This is a genomic window from Paenibacillus sp. RC21, from assembly GCF_044907935.1.
In the GTDB taxonomy this organism is placed as follows: domain Bacteria; phylum Bacillota; class Bacilli; order Paenibacillales; family Paenibacillaceae; genus Paenibacillus; species Paenibacillus terrae_A.
The window spans coordinates 568,614-588,107 of record NZ_JBIYCS010000004.1 but is presented as its reverse complement, the minus strand read 5'-3'; the positions used below and the strand labels follow the sequence as shown (position 1 = coordinate 588,107).

Annotated in this window: 15 protein-coding genes; 8 read left to right on the top strand and 7 right to left on the bottom strand. The window is 44.2% G+C overall.

The features are described 5' to 3' along the window. Window positions 1-901: 901 nt before the first annotated feature. Window positions 902-2,287: a transcriptional regulator gene (locus ABIA61_RS16140; protein WP_404580992.1), complete on the bottom strand. Its 1,386-nt coding sequence runs from the start codon at window positions 2,285-2,287 to the stop codon at window positions 902-904. Window positions 2,288-2,463: 176 nt separating this feature from the next. On the opposite strand from ABIA61_RS16140, the gene ABIA61_RS16135 reads away from it, so the two are divergent. Together ABIA61_RS16135 and ABIA61_RS16130 are read left to right on the top strand one after the other, a co-directional pair. Beyond that, a complete protein-coding gene (locus ABIA61_RS16135; RefSeq protein ID WP_283653894.1) occupies window positions 2,464-2,940 on the top strand; it encodes a hypothetical protein in 477 nt (158 codons plus the stop codon). A gap of 2 nt (window positions 2,941-2,942) precedes the next feature. Then, on the top strand, window positions 2,943-3,389 hold the full coding sequence (locus ABIA61_RS16130; RefSeq protein ID WP_404580991.1) for an AbrB/MazE/SpoVT family DNA-binding domain-containing protein: 447 nt from the start codon (window positions 2,943-2,945) through the stop codon (window positions 3,387-3,389). Window positions 3,390-3,582: 193 nt separating this feature from the next. On the opposite strand, the gene ABIA61_RS16125 is transcribed toward ABIA61_RS16130, so the two are convergent. Further along, window positions 3,583-4,452, bottom strand: coding sequence for an AraC family transcriptional regulator (locus tag ABIA61_RS16125; RefSeq protein WP_404520575.1), 870 nt, complete (start codon window positions 4,450-4,452; stop codon window positions 3,583-3,585). A gap of 283 nt (window positions 4,453-4,735) precedes the next feature. Between ABIA61_RS16125 and rlmN the strand changes: the two genes are divergently transcribed. The 5 genes from rlmN to ABIA61_RS16100 all read left to right on the top strand — a co-directional run bounded on the left by rlmN (window position 4,736) and on the right by ABIA61_RS16100 (window position 10,314). Further along, complete coding sequence (gene rlmN / locus ABIA61_RS16120) at window positions 4,736-5,833, top strand: dual-specificity RNA methyltransferase RlmN (protein ID WP_283653892.1); 1,098 nt, start codon at window positions 4,736-4,738, stop codon at window positions 5,831-5,833. A 157-nt stretch (window positions 5,834-5,990) separates the two neighbouring features. Beyond that, window positions 5,991-6,692 (top strand): dihydroorotate dehydrogenase electron transfer subunit, encoded by a 702-nt coding sequence (locus tag ABIA61_RS16115; RefSeq protein WP_283653891.1) that lies wholly within the window; start codon window positions 5,991-5,993, stop codon window positions 6,690-6,692. Next, window positions 6,673-7,605: a dihydroorotate dehydrogenase gene (locus ABIA61_RS16110; RefSeq protein WP_404520573.1), complete on the top strand. Its 933-nt coding sequence runs from the start codon at window positions 6,673-6,675 to the stop codon at window positions 7,603-7,605. Before ABIA61_RS16115 ends, ABIA61_RS16110 begins: the two co-directional genes overlap by 20 nt. A gap of 388 nt (window positions 7,606-7,993) precedes the next feature. Then, window positions 7,994-9,580, top strand: a complete 1,587-nt coding sequence (locus ABIA61_RS16105; protein ID WP_404529675.1) for an ATP-binding protein — start codon at window positions 7,994-7,996, stop codon at window positions 9,578-9,580. Further along, a complete protein-coding gene (locus ABIA61_RS16100) occupies window positions 9,577-10,314 on the top strand; it encodes a response regulator (RefSeq protein WP_283653889.1) in 738 nt (245 codons plus the stop codon). The genes ABIA61_RS16105 and ABIA61_RS16100 overlap by 4 nt, the downstream gene beginning before the upstream one ends. A 51-nt stretch (window positions 10,315-10,365) precedes the next feature. On the opposite strand, the gene ABIA61_RS16095 is transcribed toward ABIA61_RS16100, so the two are convergent. Together ABIA61_RS16095 and ABIA61_RS16090 are read right to left on the bottom strand one after the other, a co-directional pair. Then, window positions 10,366-11,385, bottom strand: a complete 1,020-nt coding sequence (locus ABIA61_RS16095; protein WP_404520568.1) for a 2-hydroxyacid dehydrogenase — start codon at window positions 11,383-11,385, stop codon at window positions 10,366-10,368. Window positions 11,386-11,402: 17 nt separating this feature from the next. Beyond that, on the bottom strand, window positions 11,403-12,458 hold the full coding sequence (locus ABIA61_RS16090) for an AEC family transporter (protein ID WP_283653887.1): 1,056 nt from the start codon (window positions 12,456-12,458) through the stop codon (window positions 11,403-11,405). 275 nt (window positions 12,459-12,733) lie between these two features. On the opposite strand from ABIA61_RS16090, the gene mmuM reads away from it, so the two are divergent. Continuing rightward, on the top strand, window positions 12,734-13,681 hold the full coding sequence (gene mmuM, locus ABIA61_RS16085) for a homocysteine S-methyltransferase (protein ID WP_283653886.1): 948 nt from the start codon (window positions 12,734-12,736) through the stop codon (window positions 13,679-13,681). 216 nt (window positions 13,682-13,897) lie between these two features. Here mmuM and ABIA61_RS16080 read toward each other — a convergent pair whose 3' ends face one another. From ABIA61_RS16080 to ABIA61_RS16070, 3 genes are all read right to left on the bottom strand, one after another. Then, window positions 13,898-16,201: a GDYXXLXY domain-containing protein gene (locus tag ABIA61_RS16080; RefSeq protein WP_404581048.1), complete on the bottom strand. Its 2,304-nt coding sequence runs from the start codon at window positions 16,199-16,201 to the stop codon at window positions 13,898-13,900. Between the two features lie 199 nt (window positions 16,202-16,400). Continuing rightward, window positions 16,401-17,300 (bottom strand): helix-turn-helix domain-containing protein, encoded by a 900-nt coding sequence (locus ABIA61_RS16075; protein WP_404520566.1) that lies wholly within the window; start codon window positions 17,298-17,300, stop codon window positions 16,401-16,403. Between the two features lie 292 nt (window positions 17,301-17,592). Continuing rightward, window positions 17,593-19,452, bottom strand: coding sequence for a beta-glucoside-specific PTS transporter subunit IIABC (locus ABIA61_RS16070; protein ID WP_404520564.1), 1,860 nt, complete (start codon window positions 19,450-19,452; stop codon window positions 17,593-17,595). Window positions 19,453-19,494 lie beyond the last annotated feature (42 nt).

The window sequence follows — 19,494 nt, the reverse complement described above, 5'->3', positions numbered from 1 at the left end:
AATAGCTCTCCGCCTAATTAATCATAGACCCCGAAAATGTTTGGGGTGGAAAACCGCTCACGAATCCTTTTCAGAGTAACTGTCGCACTTGGCTTGACAATCTGTCTCTATATAAAAAATTCAATATAAAGGGTTAATATTCTTGTATGTGGTGAGCTGCTTTTTAGCATGGTCATCGTGCGAGTGCCTTGCCTTCTGATCACTGGGTGTATGGTCAGGAAAATCCAGCCAACATACGGATTTGTGATTGAACAGTTACATTACATTTTTGTGCATGTTAATTTTTGAAATGAGAATGTATTTAACTATAAAATAAGACATTTCATAGAATAATATTCGTTAAGTGATAGGAGGGTTGTTTTTGCATACATCAAGATGGATTAGAAAAGTAGATACCTTGGGAAGAGTCGTTATACCGATGGATATAAGGAGGGAATTAGGCATTGTAAAGCAGGACGCGTTCTCATTGTCCTCAACAGAACAAGGCATCATCCTACATCAAATAGACAAAGAACAATGTGGGTTATGTGACTCAAAAGATAGTCTGATGCTATATAGAGATTGCTTTGTTTGTATCGCCTGTAGACATGAACTGAAATCCTTATGATTGGCTAAAGAAATTGGGGCAGCTTCCAATTGCTGATTTAACGTTTCATAGCGCATTCCATCCCAATGAATCTCATTTTAGATTGGAATGTGGAAATATGAATGGCTGTTTTAGCAATCAAAAATCAGCAAAATATAGCAAAAAAAGACCAGCGGCTAGGCTGGTCAATGGTAATAAAATTAAAAACCGGATCACATTCCACCAATGTGACCTTGAGTTTCAATCGTGCCAGGGCTTGAGTGGCCAGGAATTGGATAATCAGCTTGAGATTGTGATGCGAATACCAGTAAAAAGCTAATTACCGCCAAGAAGAAAACCATCTTTTTGATCAATTTTTTCCCATAGACTGTGCAACTGATCTCGTGTTTCAGAAACGGCATACGCTTTGAATCGTTCAAATAACATTGCACAATTATGCGAAAGTAGTCCTTTATTAATGAATTCAGCCTTTTCCCATGCATTTAGCAGACATTTGAAACCATATGGATATCTACCTTTATTTAGGCTATATTTTGCTAGTTTATACCAAAATCGTACGTATTCCTCTGGTAAAACTTGTTGTGTGAATACGTCATCCGATGAAGATTCATGATAGTTTACGATTTGGGATTCAAAACGCTTGAGGATATGATCCACATCAATATTGTATCTATTGGCCGTTTCCATGACATTTAGGAGTTCAGCAAAAATGTGTTGTTCGCCTGCTATATACTCTACATAATCGGGCAAGATACTAATATCTCCAGACATAAGCTTGTTTACGTACGTATTAATTTTCGCCCATTGCTGATATTGATTCTTCCAATAAAGTGAATCTGGGTCATTCTCCTTTACCCAACTTAGATCAGCATAACCGCGAATGTGTGCTAATGCTTGTTCATGATCTCCTTTTGCATCGCAAGCATTAGCACACAGCAGCTTAGAATAAGCTATGTAGGCAAACAGCGGCTTACTTGGACTTTTCTGCGGCTCTGTTCCTTTTCGCTTAGAGTTATGAACCAAATCATATTGAATTTGTCCTAATTGACCCATTTGGTATGCAAATTCATAAACCTTGTCCCACAGGCTTAATGATCTATACACGTTTGCTAAATCTTTTAAGGCATCCAGTTGATCTATCTCATGTAAGCGATGGACAAACGTCTCAAACTTATTCGCTGCATTCAAGTTAAGATTCTGATCCTTTCCAACCGCAATCTGAAACAACCGATAATGGGACAAGGCAAGTCGTTCGGAATGCTGCTGCTTTTCACTCTCGGCTATATTTTCATACAGGTAAGCGGCTGCGTCCTGATACCCATTTTGGAAAGAAGCTTCGGCTAATTCAAAAAGGTTGGGAAGATAGCCAAGATTATCTAGTAGAACACTTACCACTCGCTGCAAACAATCCAGCCGATGAAACTGCACACATCGGTACAGGAAGGGGCAAATTCTTCGCCAGTTAATCGGTTCATCTACAGTGCACTCTTCAACATACCGTTCATAAAAATGATCCGGTGGTAAATTCATGCCCGCAGTAATGAGATCCAATTGGTAAACGGAAATAGGACGGTTGCTCGTCAAAATGCCACTCATCGTGCCGGGATTCAAGCCTGCGATGTGCCCAAATTGAGTCTTGCTCAAGCCTTTTTCTTTCAGATATGTTTGAATTTCTGCTCTTATCTTAGGTGTGATTTCCATGAATAAACCACCCTCTCAGCGTGAACTATAATATGATGCTCATTTTAATAAAAAAATTAATTGGAAATCTTATAATATAATAAAATTTTTGCCTTTCCTTAATTATACCATCTTATGGAATAATAATAAATTCTTCTATTTTATTGCTTTTTATCTTGGTAATAGGAGTTGTTTCAATGAGAAATATAGCAATGACAAGAAAGATAGACTCGCTAGGACGATTCGGAATGCCTAAAGAAATACTATATATGGTTGATATTAGACCAGGCGATTCAGTGGAAATTTTTATGGATGCAGAAGCGAGCACAATATCACTAGGTAAATACATCGGCCAATCCTGTAAATTTTGCCAATCAACCGAAGTATTAAGCACCTTTAAAAATTCTCTCATATGCAATGAATGTAAAAGTCAATTGATAGCTACTCAAAAGGATAAACGGAATCCACAACCAAAAGAGGTGATGACACAGCTGCTTTTGGTTTTGCTAGAAAAGTACCCTGACGCTACACAACAGGAATATTCTGATATGTTACGCATACCAATAGCTCGTTTAAGGAATCTTTGTCAAACAATTACACAGAACAAAAATAATGAGAAAGAGATTAAGTCCAATCCGGGCATCAATTCTACCATACTCAAAAGGAGAGGTTAGCATTGAAAAATACAGGTATGATACGCTCTCTAGATACGTTATTTCGGATCGTTATACCCAAAGAAATGCGCGTAACCATGAACTTGGAGGTTGGTGATGCTATTGAATTTCTTGTGGATGATGAAGGGAGCTTCTTTGGTCTGCAAAAGTATGTCGGCACTTCTTGTAAGCTGTGTGGCTCAATTGAACGTCTAACCTATTCCAAGGGCAAGCTTTTATGTACGAACTGCATAACTGAATTGAAGGGGAATATAGGCATTAGTACAATACCAGTGCCCAAGATTAAGGAGCCAAGACAAAGAGAAAAACGAACGTATCAGCCGACACAAAGCTTGATCGAGAAACTAAGGGAATTGATGCGTGAACATCCCAATGCCAAGCAAAGCCAATACGCCAAATGGATTGGCGTTTCGCAAGGCCGTATATCTCAACTCAAAAAGTTATTGTAGGCTGACCGGAGATCCATTTTCGATCATTTTCCGAGCAATTGTATACAACAAAAAAATGCCTGCTTGCGTAGCAGACACATCGAGAAATCCATACAGTATGAAAAACCACCGGATAGTTAGGCTCTCGAACCTATTCCTGGTGGTTTTTCTGTCTCGTACTTGCTTATAGATGTTTATCAGCTTTGTTATGGGTTTACTTTTTGATAATCGGAATCCATACCTCGCAGCGATAGTCCTCAGCCCGCGAGTCCCCCATCATATATACCTCCAGCTCAGGTCCGCCTGAATGCTCATAATTGCTGGCCGGGAACCATTCCTGATAGATTCGTTGCCATACCTTTTGGATCGAGTGAGGCATAGGGCCGATGGATGTAAACACGGCCCAAGTTTCGGCCGGAATCGTTCTGGCATCCAATCCGTTGGAAGCAGCTACGTCCTCACTGCCTTCGGCGGCAATCAGGTACGTAAATTTCTCTTCCCCATGCTTGAAATCCAAACAAATACCGAGGATATCGTCGCTTGTTCCCAAGGCTTGAATCCGATCCGATGTACCATCAGCGTTCAGCTCGTCCCAGAATTTCGGGATTTCCCGGAAATTTTCACCGTCTTTCGTTGTGACTTGGATGGACTTGCCAATGACCGTAAAGGCCGCTTTCTCTACAATTTTATAATCCATATCCTGATCTCCCTTCAACGATAGATGGAAGGTAATGCGTGGAAAGGCTTTCAGGTTCACCCCAGGGCTTCTGGCCTCAGAGGGAGATATACCATGTACCTTACGGAACGCTTTAGAAAAAGATTCGGGGGAATCATATCCGTATTTGAACGCTACATCCAAGACTTTGGTGGTAGAAAGACTCAATTCCTGTGCAGCCAAGGTCAATCGACGTTTACGTATATATTCGGCTACCGTGACGCCGGTTAGCATATGAAACATACGTTGGAAATGAAAGGGAGACGAATAGGCTGCCTTTGCAATTTCGTCGATATCCAGCGGCTGCTGCATTCTTTCTTCCATCAGATCCAGCGCGTTCTTGATCCGAAGTAACCATTCCAACCGCATCACCTTCCTTGGTTGTAATCATATCATTAGCGGTGTCCGTAATCCTGTCTTTGCGTGCTCTTGTTGAACAGACTCTGTCGCCTAGTTTAATGGGACGCATACTCTGTTTCAAGTCGGAATTTCATACTGAAATTTTGGAAGATACAATTCGTCTCTCCCTCTTGTGTTCATAATTAAAATTTGGGACAATGAAAGAAGCGTTTAAATAGCGAAGACTGCTTAAACATGCTATGATGCAATGATGGCTGAGACGAATTTTAACGTTTTGAAAAGAGGATCGAACATGAAAAAAGAATCCATTTATGGATTAACACTAGATCAGTTGACAGCATGGCTCATCGAGCGTGGACATAAGAAATCCCGGGCGTTGCAGGTATGGGACGCACTTTATCGGAAACGGATTACTGATTTTGCCGCGATGACGGAGGTTCATGAGAACTGTACCCGCCTGTTGGCAGAGCATTTTCCGATTGAAACATTGGAGGAACACGTAAAGCAGCAGTCGGCGGATGGGACGGTCAAATTCTTGTTCCGTCTCCAGGATGGAAATCTGATTGAGACAGTATTGATGCGGCACAAGTTTGGGCTGTCGGTATGTGTGACAACGCAGGTGGGCTGTAACATCGGGTGCAGCTTTTGCGCGAGCGGGCTGTTGAAGAAGAGTCGTGACCTGTCCAGCGGTGAAATCGTCGAGCAGATTATGAAGGTGCAGTTGTATCTGGATCAGGAACGTCCAGGCGACCGGGTCAGTCACGTCGTCGTGATGGGGATTGGTGAGCCGTTTGATAACTTCGTGAACCTGTCCGACTTTATCCGAGTCATTAAGGATCATAAAGGGCTGGCGATTGGTCCGCGTCATATTACAGTTTCCACGAGCGGACTTGCCGATAAAATTATTGAATTTGCCGATTCCGATCTGCATGTCAATTTGGCGATTTCCCTTCATGCACCGAATAATGAGACTCGTACCCGCATTATGAAGATCAATCGGGCGATCCCGATTGAGAAGCTGATGCAGGCGATTGATTATTATTTGGACAAAACAAATCGTCGTATTACGCTGGAGTATATTTTGCTGAAGGATATTAATGATACCAAGGAGCATGCGCTGGAGTTGGCTGAGTTGGTAGGCCACCGTCGTAATTTGGCAAATGTAAACCTGATTCCATACAATCCGGTGGATGAGCATAGCCAATACCAGCGGAGTGAGTCGGAGTCGATTACGGGCTTCTATGATGTTCTGAAAAAACAAGGCATTAGCTGTAGTGTTCGGCTGGAGCATGGAGTCGACATTGACGCGGCTTGCGGACAGTTGCGCAGCAAGCAAATCCGCAAGGATGCAAAAGGTAGTCGCAATCCGGAACGCGAGGCGATTAGTTAATACAGAAGCGTACTCTTTAACAGGAGTACGCTTTTTTATGCCTGGATTATTGAGGAGAAAGAAAAGCGCTCCTACCTAACTTAGTCTATAAATGTGAAAATAGTCACGTAATCATGGCTGTTTTTACGTTATAGTGAGTGGTTAGTGGAGGGGTTATATGGCTAACGTAATTTCGAATGTGGCGCTCGTTCCGGGCATTTATATGATGAAAATAGAGGGAACCTTTAAAGGGGAAATGGGCCAGTTTTACATGCTGCGCAGCGGAACCGGGTACCCATTGCTACCTAGACCTATCAGCATTTACGATATCGGGGATGAGGACATTTCCTTTTTATATCGGGTTGTTGGAGAAGGGACCCATTTGTTTTCCCAGTTGCAGTCGGGGCAGGAGATTCAGTTGGAAGGACCTTTCGGCAATGGCTTTCCTCAGGTAGAAGGCAGCTTGGCCTTAATCGGCGGTGGTATGGGCACGGCCCCCTTGCTGCTGGCTGCAAAGCATTATCCGCATGCACATGTTTATCTGGGATTTGCGCTGCAAGCCTTTGGGGTGGATGCTTTTGAAGCTGTGGCAGCATCTGTGCAGGTTCGTGTAGGGGGAAGCATCGTCGAGAAGGTCGATCCTCATCTCTATGCGAATATGTTTTCCTGTGGGCCGACTCCGATGCTACAAGCGCTTGCGGAGAAGACAGAAGGCTCGTCATCCCGTTTATATATTTCAACAGAAAGACATATGGCCTGTGGTATTGGCGCGTGTTTGGGCTGCACCATGCATACCCGTGGAGGTAATAAGAGGGTGTGTAAGGAAGGGCCTGTATTCCCGGTAGAGGAGGTGGATTTTGATGATCTCCATGGCGTGTAATATTGCGGGCGTACCGTTCAAGAACCCGATCATCATGGCATCCGGTACATTTGGGTTCGGGCGTGAGTATGCGGAATTTTACTCTCCTGAACTGTTGGGGGGCATCGTTGGCAAGGGATTAACCCTTCATCCGAAGGCGGGCAATACCGGATCACGCATACATGAAACAGCATCTGGTATGCTCAATAGTGTGGGACTGGAAAATCCGGGGGTTGCGGCCTTTTTGAAGGATGAGCTGGATGACATGACGCGCTGGGACACGGCTGTGATTGCTAATGTCGGTGGCTCGAATCTGGAGGAGTACGTTCAGGCTGTAGCCATGATTACGGAAAATGCGCAAAAACGGCGCACGATGAATCGCAGAGGCGTCGATATGCTGGAACTGAACATTTCCTGTCCCAACGTAAAGCAGGGCGGAATGCAATTCGGCATTCAGACGGAGGTGGCGCGGGACGTAGTACGGCAGGTGCGCAATGTAACGGCGCTTCCGCTTGTCGTGAAGTTGTCCCCAAATGCAGAGAATATTACGCAGATGGCGGTCATGTGCGAGGAAGAAGGCGCAGACGGTGTCTCGCTGATCAATACATTTTCTGCGATGAAAATTGATATACGTCGGCAGCGAAGTGTTTTTACGAATACGTATGCAGGTCTTTCTGGCCCGGCGATCAAGCCGATTGCCTTGCGCATGGTTCATCAGGTGGCGCAAGCAGTATCCATTCCGGTAATCGGGATGGGGGGCATCAGCTCGGTGGAGGATATTATCGAATTTACGATGGCAGGAGCGGCTGCGATTCAGGTGGGAACATACAATTTTGTCCACTTGCACGCAGGGGCCGAGCTGGTCTACGGTCTTGAACAATGGATGCTGCGGGAAAAGGTGCAGACGTTGGACGAGATACGGGGAATCGTATAAAATACTTCCTCATTTTCATAATGAAAGCACATAGAACCTCCCTGTCTGTTCAAGACAAGGGGGTTTTATGTTTATTTTACCGAAACATCCATGTGTATCTAGTGAGCAATATCTCACTTATTCAAAATGAACGAAATGGAGAATTAGTTCTTCCTTATTCAGCATATTGTTTTATTTCAGATAGAGGCTCCGTTTGTTGTCATTGGAGCTCTTAGAGTTTGCAGATTAAGAGGGAAATTGTCAAACAGTGTCGAATATCAAGGAATTAATAGGATAGAAGACATGCTCTTCTTCCCAATGGAGAGCTTGAGAAAGAAGCTAGGTGATGGGGTTGAGATTTAAAGGTAAGTCGAAACCGAGACGACAATTCAAAGTTTCGCTACAGTTTATGATTATTATTTTGGTTGTTTTAGTTATTATTATTTCCTTAATTATATCCTTGCTTCTCATTCGTAATTTCGTGATTAACAAGCATTTTGATAATACGAAGGAAAAACTTTCGGGTATTGCCAAGGTCATTGCAAGTGACAGCGATGTCATTCGAAATGTTGAGCATGGAGTTCCTGTGAAGCAGATCCAGGACTATTCGCTCAGAGTAATGAATAACGTTAATGTAGATTTTGTTGTCATTCTGAACCGTGATTTAATTCGACTATCCCATCCGGATGAAACGATGGTTGGCAAACCGTTCTCTGATCTGAATGATGCCAGAAGAGCGCTATCCGGTCAGGGCCATTTTTCCGAAAATATAGGTATTTTAGGCAAAGGCTACCGATATTTTACGCCGATATTTAATAAACAGAATGAGGTCATTGGCATTGTATGTGTAGGACTGACCATGAGAACCCTGAATCATGATTTGATGCAGGCGCAGTATACCATTTTTGGAGGACTGATGCTTGGGCTCTTTAGTGGGGTTCTGGGCGCTATCATCCTGGCTCAAAAAATCAAAACGATTTTATTCGGGCTTGAGCCGCAAGAAATAGCAGCACGATTACGTGAAAAAGAAATTATTGAAAATGAGGTCGCTGAAGGAATTATAGCCATTTCGGCTGACAAGAAAATTATACTCATGAACAAAGAAGCTCAGGCCAAGTATCAATTGGCGAACCAGGACATGGAAGCCCCGATTGGCGAGCAGGTCGATACCAACTTTTATAATGTGCTCTTCAAGAGAGTGTTTGATGACAAGAAGAAGATCAAGGATCGCTCATTTTATGTGAATGGTATAGAAGTCATTGCGACAGTAACCCCTATGTATATTGAAAATGAGTTTTTTGGAGCAGTTGCAACGCTGCGAGACCAATCCGAGATGATTCATCTTAGCAACCAGTTAAGTGGTACAAAATATTATATTAACTCCCTGCGCGGACAGACCCATGAATTTATGAACAAAATGCACGTCATATCCGGACTGATTGAGATGAGGCAATATGCAGAGGTCAGTCAGTATATTCAGCAGCTAAATCACCGGTATCAAAATGAGGTAGGCTTTCTGACCGAGAGAATTAAAGTTCCGGCATTAGCAGGTTTTATTATGGGTAAAATCAACGAAGCACGCGAACAGAATATTTCGGTTCTTCTTGAAGATAGCTCAAACGTCTCCAATGTGGAGATGCAGGACATCGTTCATGATGTCATACACATACTGGGCAATTTTTTTGACAACGCCATAGACTCGATTTTACAAAAAAAACAACCTGGTAGAATTGAGTTGAAATTGAACTATGAATGTGAGGGAAATGTATTCATTCTGAAAGTGAAAGATAATGGTATGGGGATTGATTATGAAATGCAAAAAAGAATATTCGAGCATGGCTTCTCAACCAAAGGTGAAGATAGAGGCTACGGCTTGAATCTGGTTAGAACCATGGTGGAAAATCATCAGGGGATCATTGAGCTTGATAGCCAACCGGGCCTGGGAACAAGTATATATGTAGAGTTGCCCTGTACATTGGAGGTGACAAATGAATGAAGGTTTTAATTGTTGAGGATGATCCCATGGTTGCTGAGCTAAATCAACAGTTTATTGAACGCATGGACAATTTGGATGTTGTATGTAGGGCAGATACTGTCAAGAAGGCACAGGATTGTCTTCAAAAATGGACACCAGATCTGGTATTACTGGACGTTTATTTACCCGGAAAAAGCGGCTTGACCTTATTATCACATATTCAGGAGCATCAGTATCACGCGTCGGTTATTTTAATTACGGCTGCAAAAGATATTCAAACGGTGAAGGAAGCTGTTTTTTATGGAGTTGCGGACTATTTAATTAAACCTTTTACATTCGAACGCTTTAAGCTGGCTGTTGAGAAAATCCAGCGTTTGGCTACGGTGATGGAGGAAGGGAACGGAATTAATCAAGCTGTCATTGATCACTATTTTAATAAAGAAGAGCATACGGGTATGGAGAAGAAAGAACCTTCTGAAAACCTATCCAAGAATCTTTCCAGAAACCTGTCCAAAAATTTGTCGAAACTGACCATGACCACGATACTGAAAAGCATCCAAGAGCTGGACGGTCCATTTTCCGTCGAAGCCTTAGCTAGAGAAGTGGACCTGTCTCGTATTACGGTAAAAAAATATATCCAATTCCTGGTGGAGGATAGCTTCTTGATTGAATCTATAGAATACCACAAGGTTGGAAGGCCGCTAATGCTCTATCAGGTGAATCCTAATTTAAAAGAACCGCTATTTCCATTGTAATTCTGGAAATAGCGGTTCTCTTTTGTCCAACGAGAGTGTTGAGCTTCCTGATTAGTTCATAGAAAGAACAGGAAGTGGGACCAGATTATCCGAAGATTGGGTCGTGAGTATATCATGGAAGTTGTCGTAGCTGGTTTCAATCATGTTGGATAGCGCCGTAACGGTATTCGAGCCGGCATGAGGCGTAACCAAAACTCTTGGATACAGCTCAATAAGCTTCTGGATCGTTGGATCGGGGAGCATTTGCCATGGGTCAAATGCTCTGAAAAATAATTCATCTTCTTTAGGGAAGACATCCGTAGCGAAGCCTTCCAGATGGTTGCTAAGCAAAGCGTCCAAAATGGCTTGGTTATCTTGTAATTCGCCACGTGAAGTATTGATTAGAATAGAGCCCTTTTTCATTTTTTCTAAAAAGCTGGCATTAATCATTTTGTCGTTCTGTCCCGGCAGATAAGGAACGTGCACACTGACGATATCACTCTCTGCCAGTAGTTTATCTAAGGTTGTAAATGGAATGACTTCCTTGGCTATGTCGGATTGGTACACATCATAGCCAATAACAGATGCTCCCAAGCCTTTAAACAATTTGGCTTCCGTCAGACCAATGCGACCGACCCCGATGATCCCAACTTTACAGTTATGGATCTCTTTGCTGAATGTATGCTCGTCCACAATGAAATTTTTGAACGAGCTTTTGGCAGTCATATAAGCTGTATGACGAAACAGCATCATAGCCAGAGTTAAGGATAGCTCCGCGATGGCATTCGGAGAGTAGGATGGCACGCGTGCGACCTTCATTCCGAATTCGCTGCAGGCATCCAAATCAATGTGGTTGATTCCGACCGTTCTGGTGAAAACATATTGAATGCCGTATTCCTTAAATTTCGTGAGATTCTCTCGATTCGCGGCACAGTTTCCTCTTAACAAAACGGCATCGTGATGCTGTGCCAACTCTGCATTGCTGGAGGTTAACAGTTCTTCTACCAACGTTAGTTGGAAGTTATATTTATTGAGGTCATGGAAATATGGTTGCTCATAAGAACGGACACCATAGCAAATGATTTTTAACATGTTGTTTTCCCCCTGATTTAGAAAATGCCAATTTTATCAATGATATTTAGCGTGATGATCCAAACTGGAATCATGACGACAGAAGTTATAGTAGATAGAAGCGATGCATTGGATGTCAATATGGCTTCCTTGTCAAAACTGATGGCATAGGCTGCCGCTACGGTAGCTGTAGGAGTAGCCATCATAATGACAATAGTAGATAAAGCGACAGAATCGACTGACAGAATATGAGATACAGTCAACAAGGCCAGTAAAATGATGTTAACAATGGGTACAAGCCAAACTTTAACTATGCTGTAATACCAAGAGGTCTTATCAGTAGCTGCCGATTTGAAGCTGATCTCACCCAATGTCGAGCCAATCGATAACCAGGCTAATGGAGAAGCTAGCCCAGCAAGGTAGGTCATGGGCTTGAACAACCAGACAGCGGTTTGATCAATTCTTAGAAAAGCAAACTGCTGAATGGCCCCATCCTCTGTAGCTACGCTCATTTGTGGCAAATAGCCCTGAAGCAACCAAACAAATAAGCCTAGAAAAGTGGCGATAACAATCGGATTTAAAAACATGGTTTTGAGATTTTTAAGCTCCATTTTTAAGCCGCTCATTTTGATATAGCCATAGGAGTATAAGAAAATGCGGTAGCCTATATTAAAAATGGAACTGTACATAACTCCGGTAGGCCCATAAATGGCCCCGACAATTGGAATTCCGAAAAAAGTAGTAGAACCGAAAATAGTCAACACTCGTAAAACATCCTGTTTATCCTTGTCGTAGCTCAGGAAGAAAGGTTTTGAAATAAAGATGAGAATAATATAAATGAGAATACCCCATATTAAAACATTCATACCTTGTTTTAACATTATAGGATTAATATCTTGCATGAAAGAATTAAAGGCTAGTGCTGGTAGAGCCACGGTTAGAACAACCTTGGATAACAACTTTCCTACTGCTGCGTTAAAAATCCCCTTCTTGCGGCAAAAGAAACCAAGAAGGATAATAAAAACGGTGGAAGCAATAGAACTGACAATTTTGTTATCTGTTAAGGTCGCTGTAATCATTTCTAGTAAAGACATAGATAAAACCCTCTCTTATACCTTTTTTCACAAAAGTGACTATGCAATTCCCTGATCTTTTGGCCAAAGTGTTGGTTTGCACCTTTATAGTAAAATGACTTTGTGAAAAAAAGAACAATATGTAATTAATTTAACTTATGAAACTAATTTAAAAAATTTATACGTTACATCAGATGGGAAAATGAGAGGTACTCACCAACATACATGCTATAATATAAATCATTAAACCCCACTTAATCAGTGGGTTAAATAGAGGAAACAAGCAGGAGGAACCTATGAATCCGATACAGCATATACTGGACGAATTTTCGTTGATCGTGCTGGATGGCGCAATGGCTACGGAGCTGGAGCGTCACGGGCATGATCTGAACGACAGCTTATGGTCGGCTAAAATACTTCATGAGCACCCGGAGTCTATCAAGCGTGTGCATAGAGACTATTTCGAAGCGGGGGCAGACTGCGCGATCACTGCGAGCTATCAGGCTACCGTTGAAGGCTACGTCAAACGGGGTTTAAGCGAAAATGAAGCGCTGGAGTTGATTCAGTCCTCGGTACGGATTGCCGTACAGGCGCGGGATGAATTTTGGGCAGACATTACGGCTGGTGCAAAACAACAGCAGCGTCCCAAACCGCTGGTCGCGGCCTCCGTCGGCCCCTACGGGGCGTTTTTGGCGGATGGATCTGAATACCGTGGTGATTACAAGCTGAGCGAAGAGCAGCTTGTCGAGTTTCACCGACCGCGTATGAAAGCGCTGATTGAGGCGGGCGCAGACATTTTAGCCTGTGAAACAATACCATGTCTGGTCGAAGCCAAGGCCATCACGCGATTGCTAAAGGAATTTCCCGGTACGTATGCCTGGATCAGCTTTAGTGCAAAGGATGGGCAGCACATCAGCAATGGGGAGTCCGCCGCTGATTGCGCCGAATGGCTGGATGAGCATGAGCAAGTGGCTGCCGTAGGTATTAATTGTACTTTGCCGCAGTACATTCCATCACTCATCCACGAAATGCGCAGTCATACAGATAAGCCCGTGGTGGTGTATCCCAATCTGGGGGAGGAATATGACCCGGTTACCAAGACATGGCACGGTACGAGCTGTACCGGGACGTTCGGGCAGAGTGCCCGCCAATGGTATGAAGCAGGAGCCCGTCTGATTGGTGGTTGTTGCCGGACTCAGCCGGAGGATATCCAAGGGATTGTGGCATGGTCGAGAGACGCATAGGCGGGGCTGAGCGTAAGATGAAGAAGGCAATTCATAAGGGGCGTCCTCCCAATGTACTGTAAAAGTAAACAGGCTGAACCAAGTGACTCTCCAGTAATGGAGGGGCTTGGTTCAGCCTGTTTTTTGTAATGACGACTGGATCTTCGCATCATGCAGGCGTGACGTACAACAGCAGGATAAGACCCCACTGGGTACGATGTGCTCCATGATCTCCGGTTAGCTGTCTGACAGCCGTTCCAGCAACGCATCCCCGTTCTGACTTACCCGAATGTAGGCATAATGAGCGTTCTGTTCAACATTACGCCCGGTTCCCTCAGGGATGAAATAATTCTCAATACCGTACTGAATACGTGAACCATTCCATTGTCCATTTAGAATAACCTCATGATTGGAAAGCTTTTCACCATCCTGGTACAGTCGATCAGCGATATATACTCCTTGGCTACCCGGCGTGAGAACGACTTTAACCTTGCCCCGGTTCCAATTGTCCTGCGAAAAAGGGGTAGAGATATCGTAATTCAGCATGACATAATCGCCTTGTAACAGAGAGCGAGGGTCTACAGGAGCCAGTTTGAGCTTGATGGAAGCGCCTGTGGCAAGCAGGGTTTCACTTCTCACGGTCTGATAGCCGATCACACCGAGCTGTAGCACGATGACTACAGCGATCAGCAGCGGGCTTAAGCGCATGAAGCTAAAGCTGCGGTGGTCGGCCTCAAACGCTGTCTTGCCGCTATGGGCCATCCGCCGATCCGCCCACCACGTAATTCCGAGTGCAATGATACCCAGCAGCGCCAGCGTAAAGGACTTATACAGTAGCGTCCACAACAAATCATAGTATTTGAAGCCAATAAAAATAAACCAGAACGCTACGCTTGTGATGGCCTCCGATCTATGTTTTAGTCGGATGAAGGCAAAGACCATGCCTGTAACGATAACGAAATAAAGAATGTTAATCAGCACATAAGAGTGTGGAATGACATCCTTGAAAAAGGTCGCCCAAAACATAAACAGCAAGCTGAAAAATAAGGAGCTATCCCGAAGGTGTTCCCGCGATGCCGTCTTGGGTATAAAATAACTTGCTGCATACAGCACAGCATTGACCAAGAAAAGAGAAAGGATAATGTACTCAAAGGACCAGTTCCAAGAATCCCACTCCTGAAACTGCTGAAATAGAATGGTCGCCAAATTCAGGTTTACAAAGGTATAGGTAAAAAAGAGTTGCCTTTTCCCTTTGGAGCGAAACCATCCGGCGATGGAAACGATCAGAAATAATACCGAAAGCAACGTTATATCTGACCATAAAATGGCTGCCCAGCCTGTAATATAGCTGATCGTCAACAGGGTATAACGTATTACAGAATCCAGCTTGGATTCCGGAATGGCAATCATCGAAATCATAAGCAGCAACGACACACCCAACAGTACATATTCGGTGTGGTTTACATTCGTGCTAATGTTAATCAGTCCGATCAGGGATATACTTCCAATCAGCACTCCAACCACTTTGATCACGCGGGATACGGTTTTGCTGATCCATTCACTGCTACGTTCTTCGGGAACGGTTGTCTCAGTCTTTGATGTACTGATGCCCGTTGTCTCCGTATCGGATTTTGCGATATCCCCTTTGTTCTCGTTGGATATTTCCCCAGCTTCCGGCGGTGTTTTCCCCAAACGATTCAAATAACGGAAAAACCATACATTACCCGTCAACAGCAGCGCCACAAAAATCAACCCAAAGACAAAGAACAGCGATGAAGAGTACGCTTCCGCCAGCTCGATAAATTTAAAGACAGCAAAAGCGGAGGTCGCCAATGCATTCAAGGTGAGCAGCGTTTTACTCAGTCGGACCTTGGTAAACACATAAAATCCAATAGCGATTACAGCGATACATGGTATGTTCATAATGAGACCATATTCATCCAATGCAAAAGAGTTAGTCATCGTCAGCACGGCTATATGGAAAACGATAAAGCTCATATTTTTCAGCGGTCCAGAATGTATGCGATGAAGGAATGTCAATAGAAACAACACCAGATTGACCAGTGCGAACAATCCGGCGATGGACAAAGATTCCAGTTCGCTGTAAGGCGCGCTTTGCATCGTAGGGTAAAAGTAGAGCCACAAGGCGAGATGAATCAGCACAAAAGACAGCATATAAAAAGGATTGTAGCGGGTAATCCAGCTTAGCAGCAGAGCCGGAACCGACCAAATTAAAAACAACCCGTAACTATCCGCGTGGGAATTGTATATTTGACCAAGCAACGCCACGGAAACGCCAAAGGCTATACAGCCAGCTACCAGAAATACATTCGACAGAAAGGCTTGCTGACTGGGAACAGCGCGTACACGTGCAAATACAAAGGACAAACCATAGAACAGAACGATAAGCGCAGCAGCCAGCACAATTTTGGCCGTCCGATCCAGCCCACCCCAATTGGAGGCGAAAAAATAAATAATCGCGGCCAGTACCAGTGAGATGCCCAGCAGATAGCCCGTACGTATCGCATTGAATCGCAGCATTTGTTTCACGTACCTTTCCTGTTGGTTTGATGCCTATTATAGCGTTGAAAGGGCTAAGAACCAAATCGGAATTAGGATCAGGTCATAAAAAAAGGAGAACCACCGTACACGGTTGTTCTCCTGTATGGCTGCTGAACTCCATGCAAGCATACCCATACTATTATCCAGATGCTGTTTTTCCACACCTTGCCACGCCTCGCTACATGCTAAGCGTTGGCGTGTGGAACTCTTGCCGGGCTTGATGTCGGAACCGATGCTCACGTGGCGGAATCCCTGCCGTTTTCTTAAATGCCTTGGAAAAGGTGGACATATCCGTGTAGCCGATGGACTGGGCAATGATCGACAAATTGTAAGTCGTTTGCTCCAGCAATCTTTTGGCCTCATCGATTTTGAGGTTTTGCAAATACTTGGCGGGGGAAATCAGGAAGGTGGAATGGAATTTGCGTGAAAAATGCGCGCGATCCACGCCTACATGCTCGGCAATCTGTTCAATCGTAATTCGGTCACAATAGTGCATATCAATGTAATCTTTCCCCTGCTGTAGCCAATAGTCGGAGCATACAGAATTGCGTAGTGTGTCCGATGTGTTGCGGGACAGCTCCTCGAAAATCTGGTGCAGTGTAATGAGACGCGAGAGATCGCTGTCACGTCTGCTGTTGTCATTTACAATGGAAAACAAATTCGAGATGAGTCCAGTGACTTCCTCGCTTACTGCGTTGGCCAAAAAAGGCGTACAGGGCTTAATCCCGATTCGCTCCAGCAGCGCAAGGGATTTGGGTCCCTCAAAAGCAATCCATACCTTTTGCAGCGGGTTCTCCTGATCCGTGTAATATTCATGTGCAAGATGCGGGAAGAAGCAGAACAGGTCGGACTTTTGCACATGATATTTCTTTTGCTTATAAATAAACTCAGCCTGACCGTCAAGCACAAAAATTAAATAGAAATAAGGCACAGCCTTGGGGCCGACATGACAGCTGGTCTTGGAAATATCCATACCGAGCCTGACTGGCCATATCGCGCTGGATTTTTCCAATTCAGTAGCTGTGAAATAATGGTCTTCCACGATGTCGAAGTGATCTTCGTTCTTTACTCTTTTCACAACAATGTCACCTCTCCTTTGGTGGAGATAAGGGGGTTTTGATTTTATTGTATATAAAGGAATGTATAATTACAAGTTAATTCATTGGAATTTAGGGTTATAAATCAAAACTTCTGCATAACCAGCCGATGGAGGACGCTGTCCTGAACCAGTTGACGAATCGGGCTATTCGTGAAACATCCGAATTCAAGTAACTGTCATGAATTAAAAGAATAGGTAACGAAACGAAAACAGGGCTCCTTATGCACACAGCACAGGAGTCCTGTTTTCTATTGTCTCTCAGCATACCGGGTTATTTCGCAATAACGGTCATAAATGGAGCGCGTTCAACGGCTGTTGCCCCGGCATTGTTCAAAATCTCGGTGTTCTCATCGCTATTCGTAATGACGATAGAGGTGGTGGTGTCGTACCCGGCAGCCTTGATCGGGCCCGCTTCAAACTCCAGTAGTACATCTCCCGTCTGTACTTCATCACCTGCTTGAACATACGTCGTAAAAAATTCACCCTTCAGCTTCACGGTGTCTACGCCTACATGAATCAGCACCTCGGTTCCGTCATCGCCGACAATGGCTACCGCATGTTTCGTTTTAGCTACGGTAGCGATTTTACCCTGAAATGGGGCGATCACCCGTCCGTGATCCGGGATAATAGCCAATCCTTTGCCCATGGCAGCAAAGCCGGGATCGCTAACTTCGCTTAGTTCAATGATAGTTCCGTTCAGAGGACCGTATAGCACTTTTTCTCCTGATAGCGGCTTCATCTCGTCTGAAGTATTCTTTTCATTGTCACCTTCGTCTTCCACATTGTCAGGCTCTTTAAATCCAAGCAGATAAGATACAACGGCCCCGATGGTAAAACTGACGACGATACCAATAATCACATAAACAAATGTCGGGCCAGCAAAGATAGGCAGGGATTGTAAACCGCTTGGAGCCATCGTAATCGCTTTGGCCCCTACAGCGCCGGGAATAGCTCCACCAATGGCCCCGCCAATCATGCCTGCATAAAAAGGTTTCTTCAGTCGCAGTGTGACTCCATAAATTCCGGGTTCCGTAATCCCCAACAAGGCGGAGAGCAGAGAAGAGCCGGAGAGTGATTTCAATTCTTTGTTTTTGGTGCGTAGCAGAACGCCTAAGATCGCACCTGCTTGCCCCATAACCCCCATAAATGTTGCCGGTATTGTATAATCATAGCCATTCACAGCCAGGGATTGCACAATGATTGGGATTAGTCCGTAGTGCATGCCTGTGATGACGAGGGCTTGAATGGAGCCACCCAGAATAAACCCGGCCAACAGTCCGGACGTATTAAACAAGAAATTAATGGCGGTTGTCACTCCATGAGCTGCATACGTACCCACAGGTCCGATGGCATACAGGGCTAGAGGAATCATAACCAAAAGCACTACTAATGGTGCTAATACGATTTTTAGTACATTAGGTGTACGTTTGTAAACAAATTTTTCGACATAAGACGTTAACCAGATGGTTAGCAAAATCGGAATGACCGTAGAAGCGTAATTCACCAGAGGGATGTTCAGGCCGAGAAAATCAATCGTGCTGGCACCGCCGTTTTTTAAATCCAGTAAATTGGGATGGAGCATCGCCGCGGCAATCGTTGCAGCTATAAATTCGTTGGATTTAAACCTTCTGGCAGCGCTTATGGCAAGCAGTATAGGCAAGAAATGAAATATGCCGTCTCCAATAACGTTTAATATCTGGTAAGTACCACTGTCTTCGGAAAGTACATGGAGTGTGGTGAGAATAGCCAGTAGCGCTTTGACCATCCCGGCTCCAGCCAGTGCAGGAAGCAATGGTGTAAAGCAGCTCGCGATCGTCTCCAGAATATTATTGAACCAATTCTGCTTTTTCTTGGGAGCAGATGAACCTCTTTTATCCCCTGAACCCAATTGAGCAGACTTCACAAGCTCTTCATAGACGTCGGCTACTTCGTTACCGATAATGACCTGATATTGTCCGCCATTTAGGGTAACTCCTTTAACGCCCTTCAATTTCTGTATTTTTTCTTTGTTGGGTACGCTTTCATCATACAGTTTAAAACGTAACCGGGTCATGCAATGAACGACGCTCTCGACGTTTTCCTCGCCGCCGACGCCCTCCAGGATATCCTTGGCTAATTTCTGCTTATCCATTTTAACCCCTCCAGCATACTTCTTTAATGCCTGGCTCTTCCA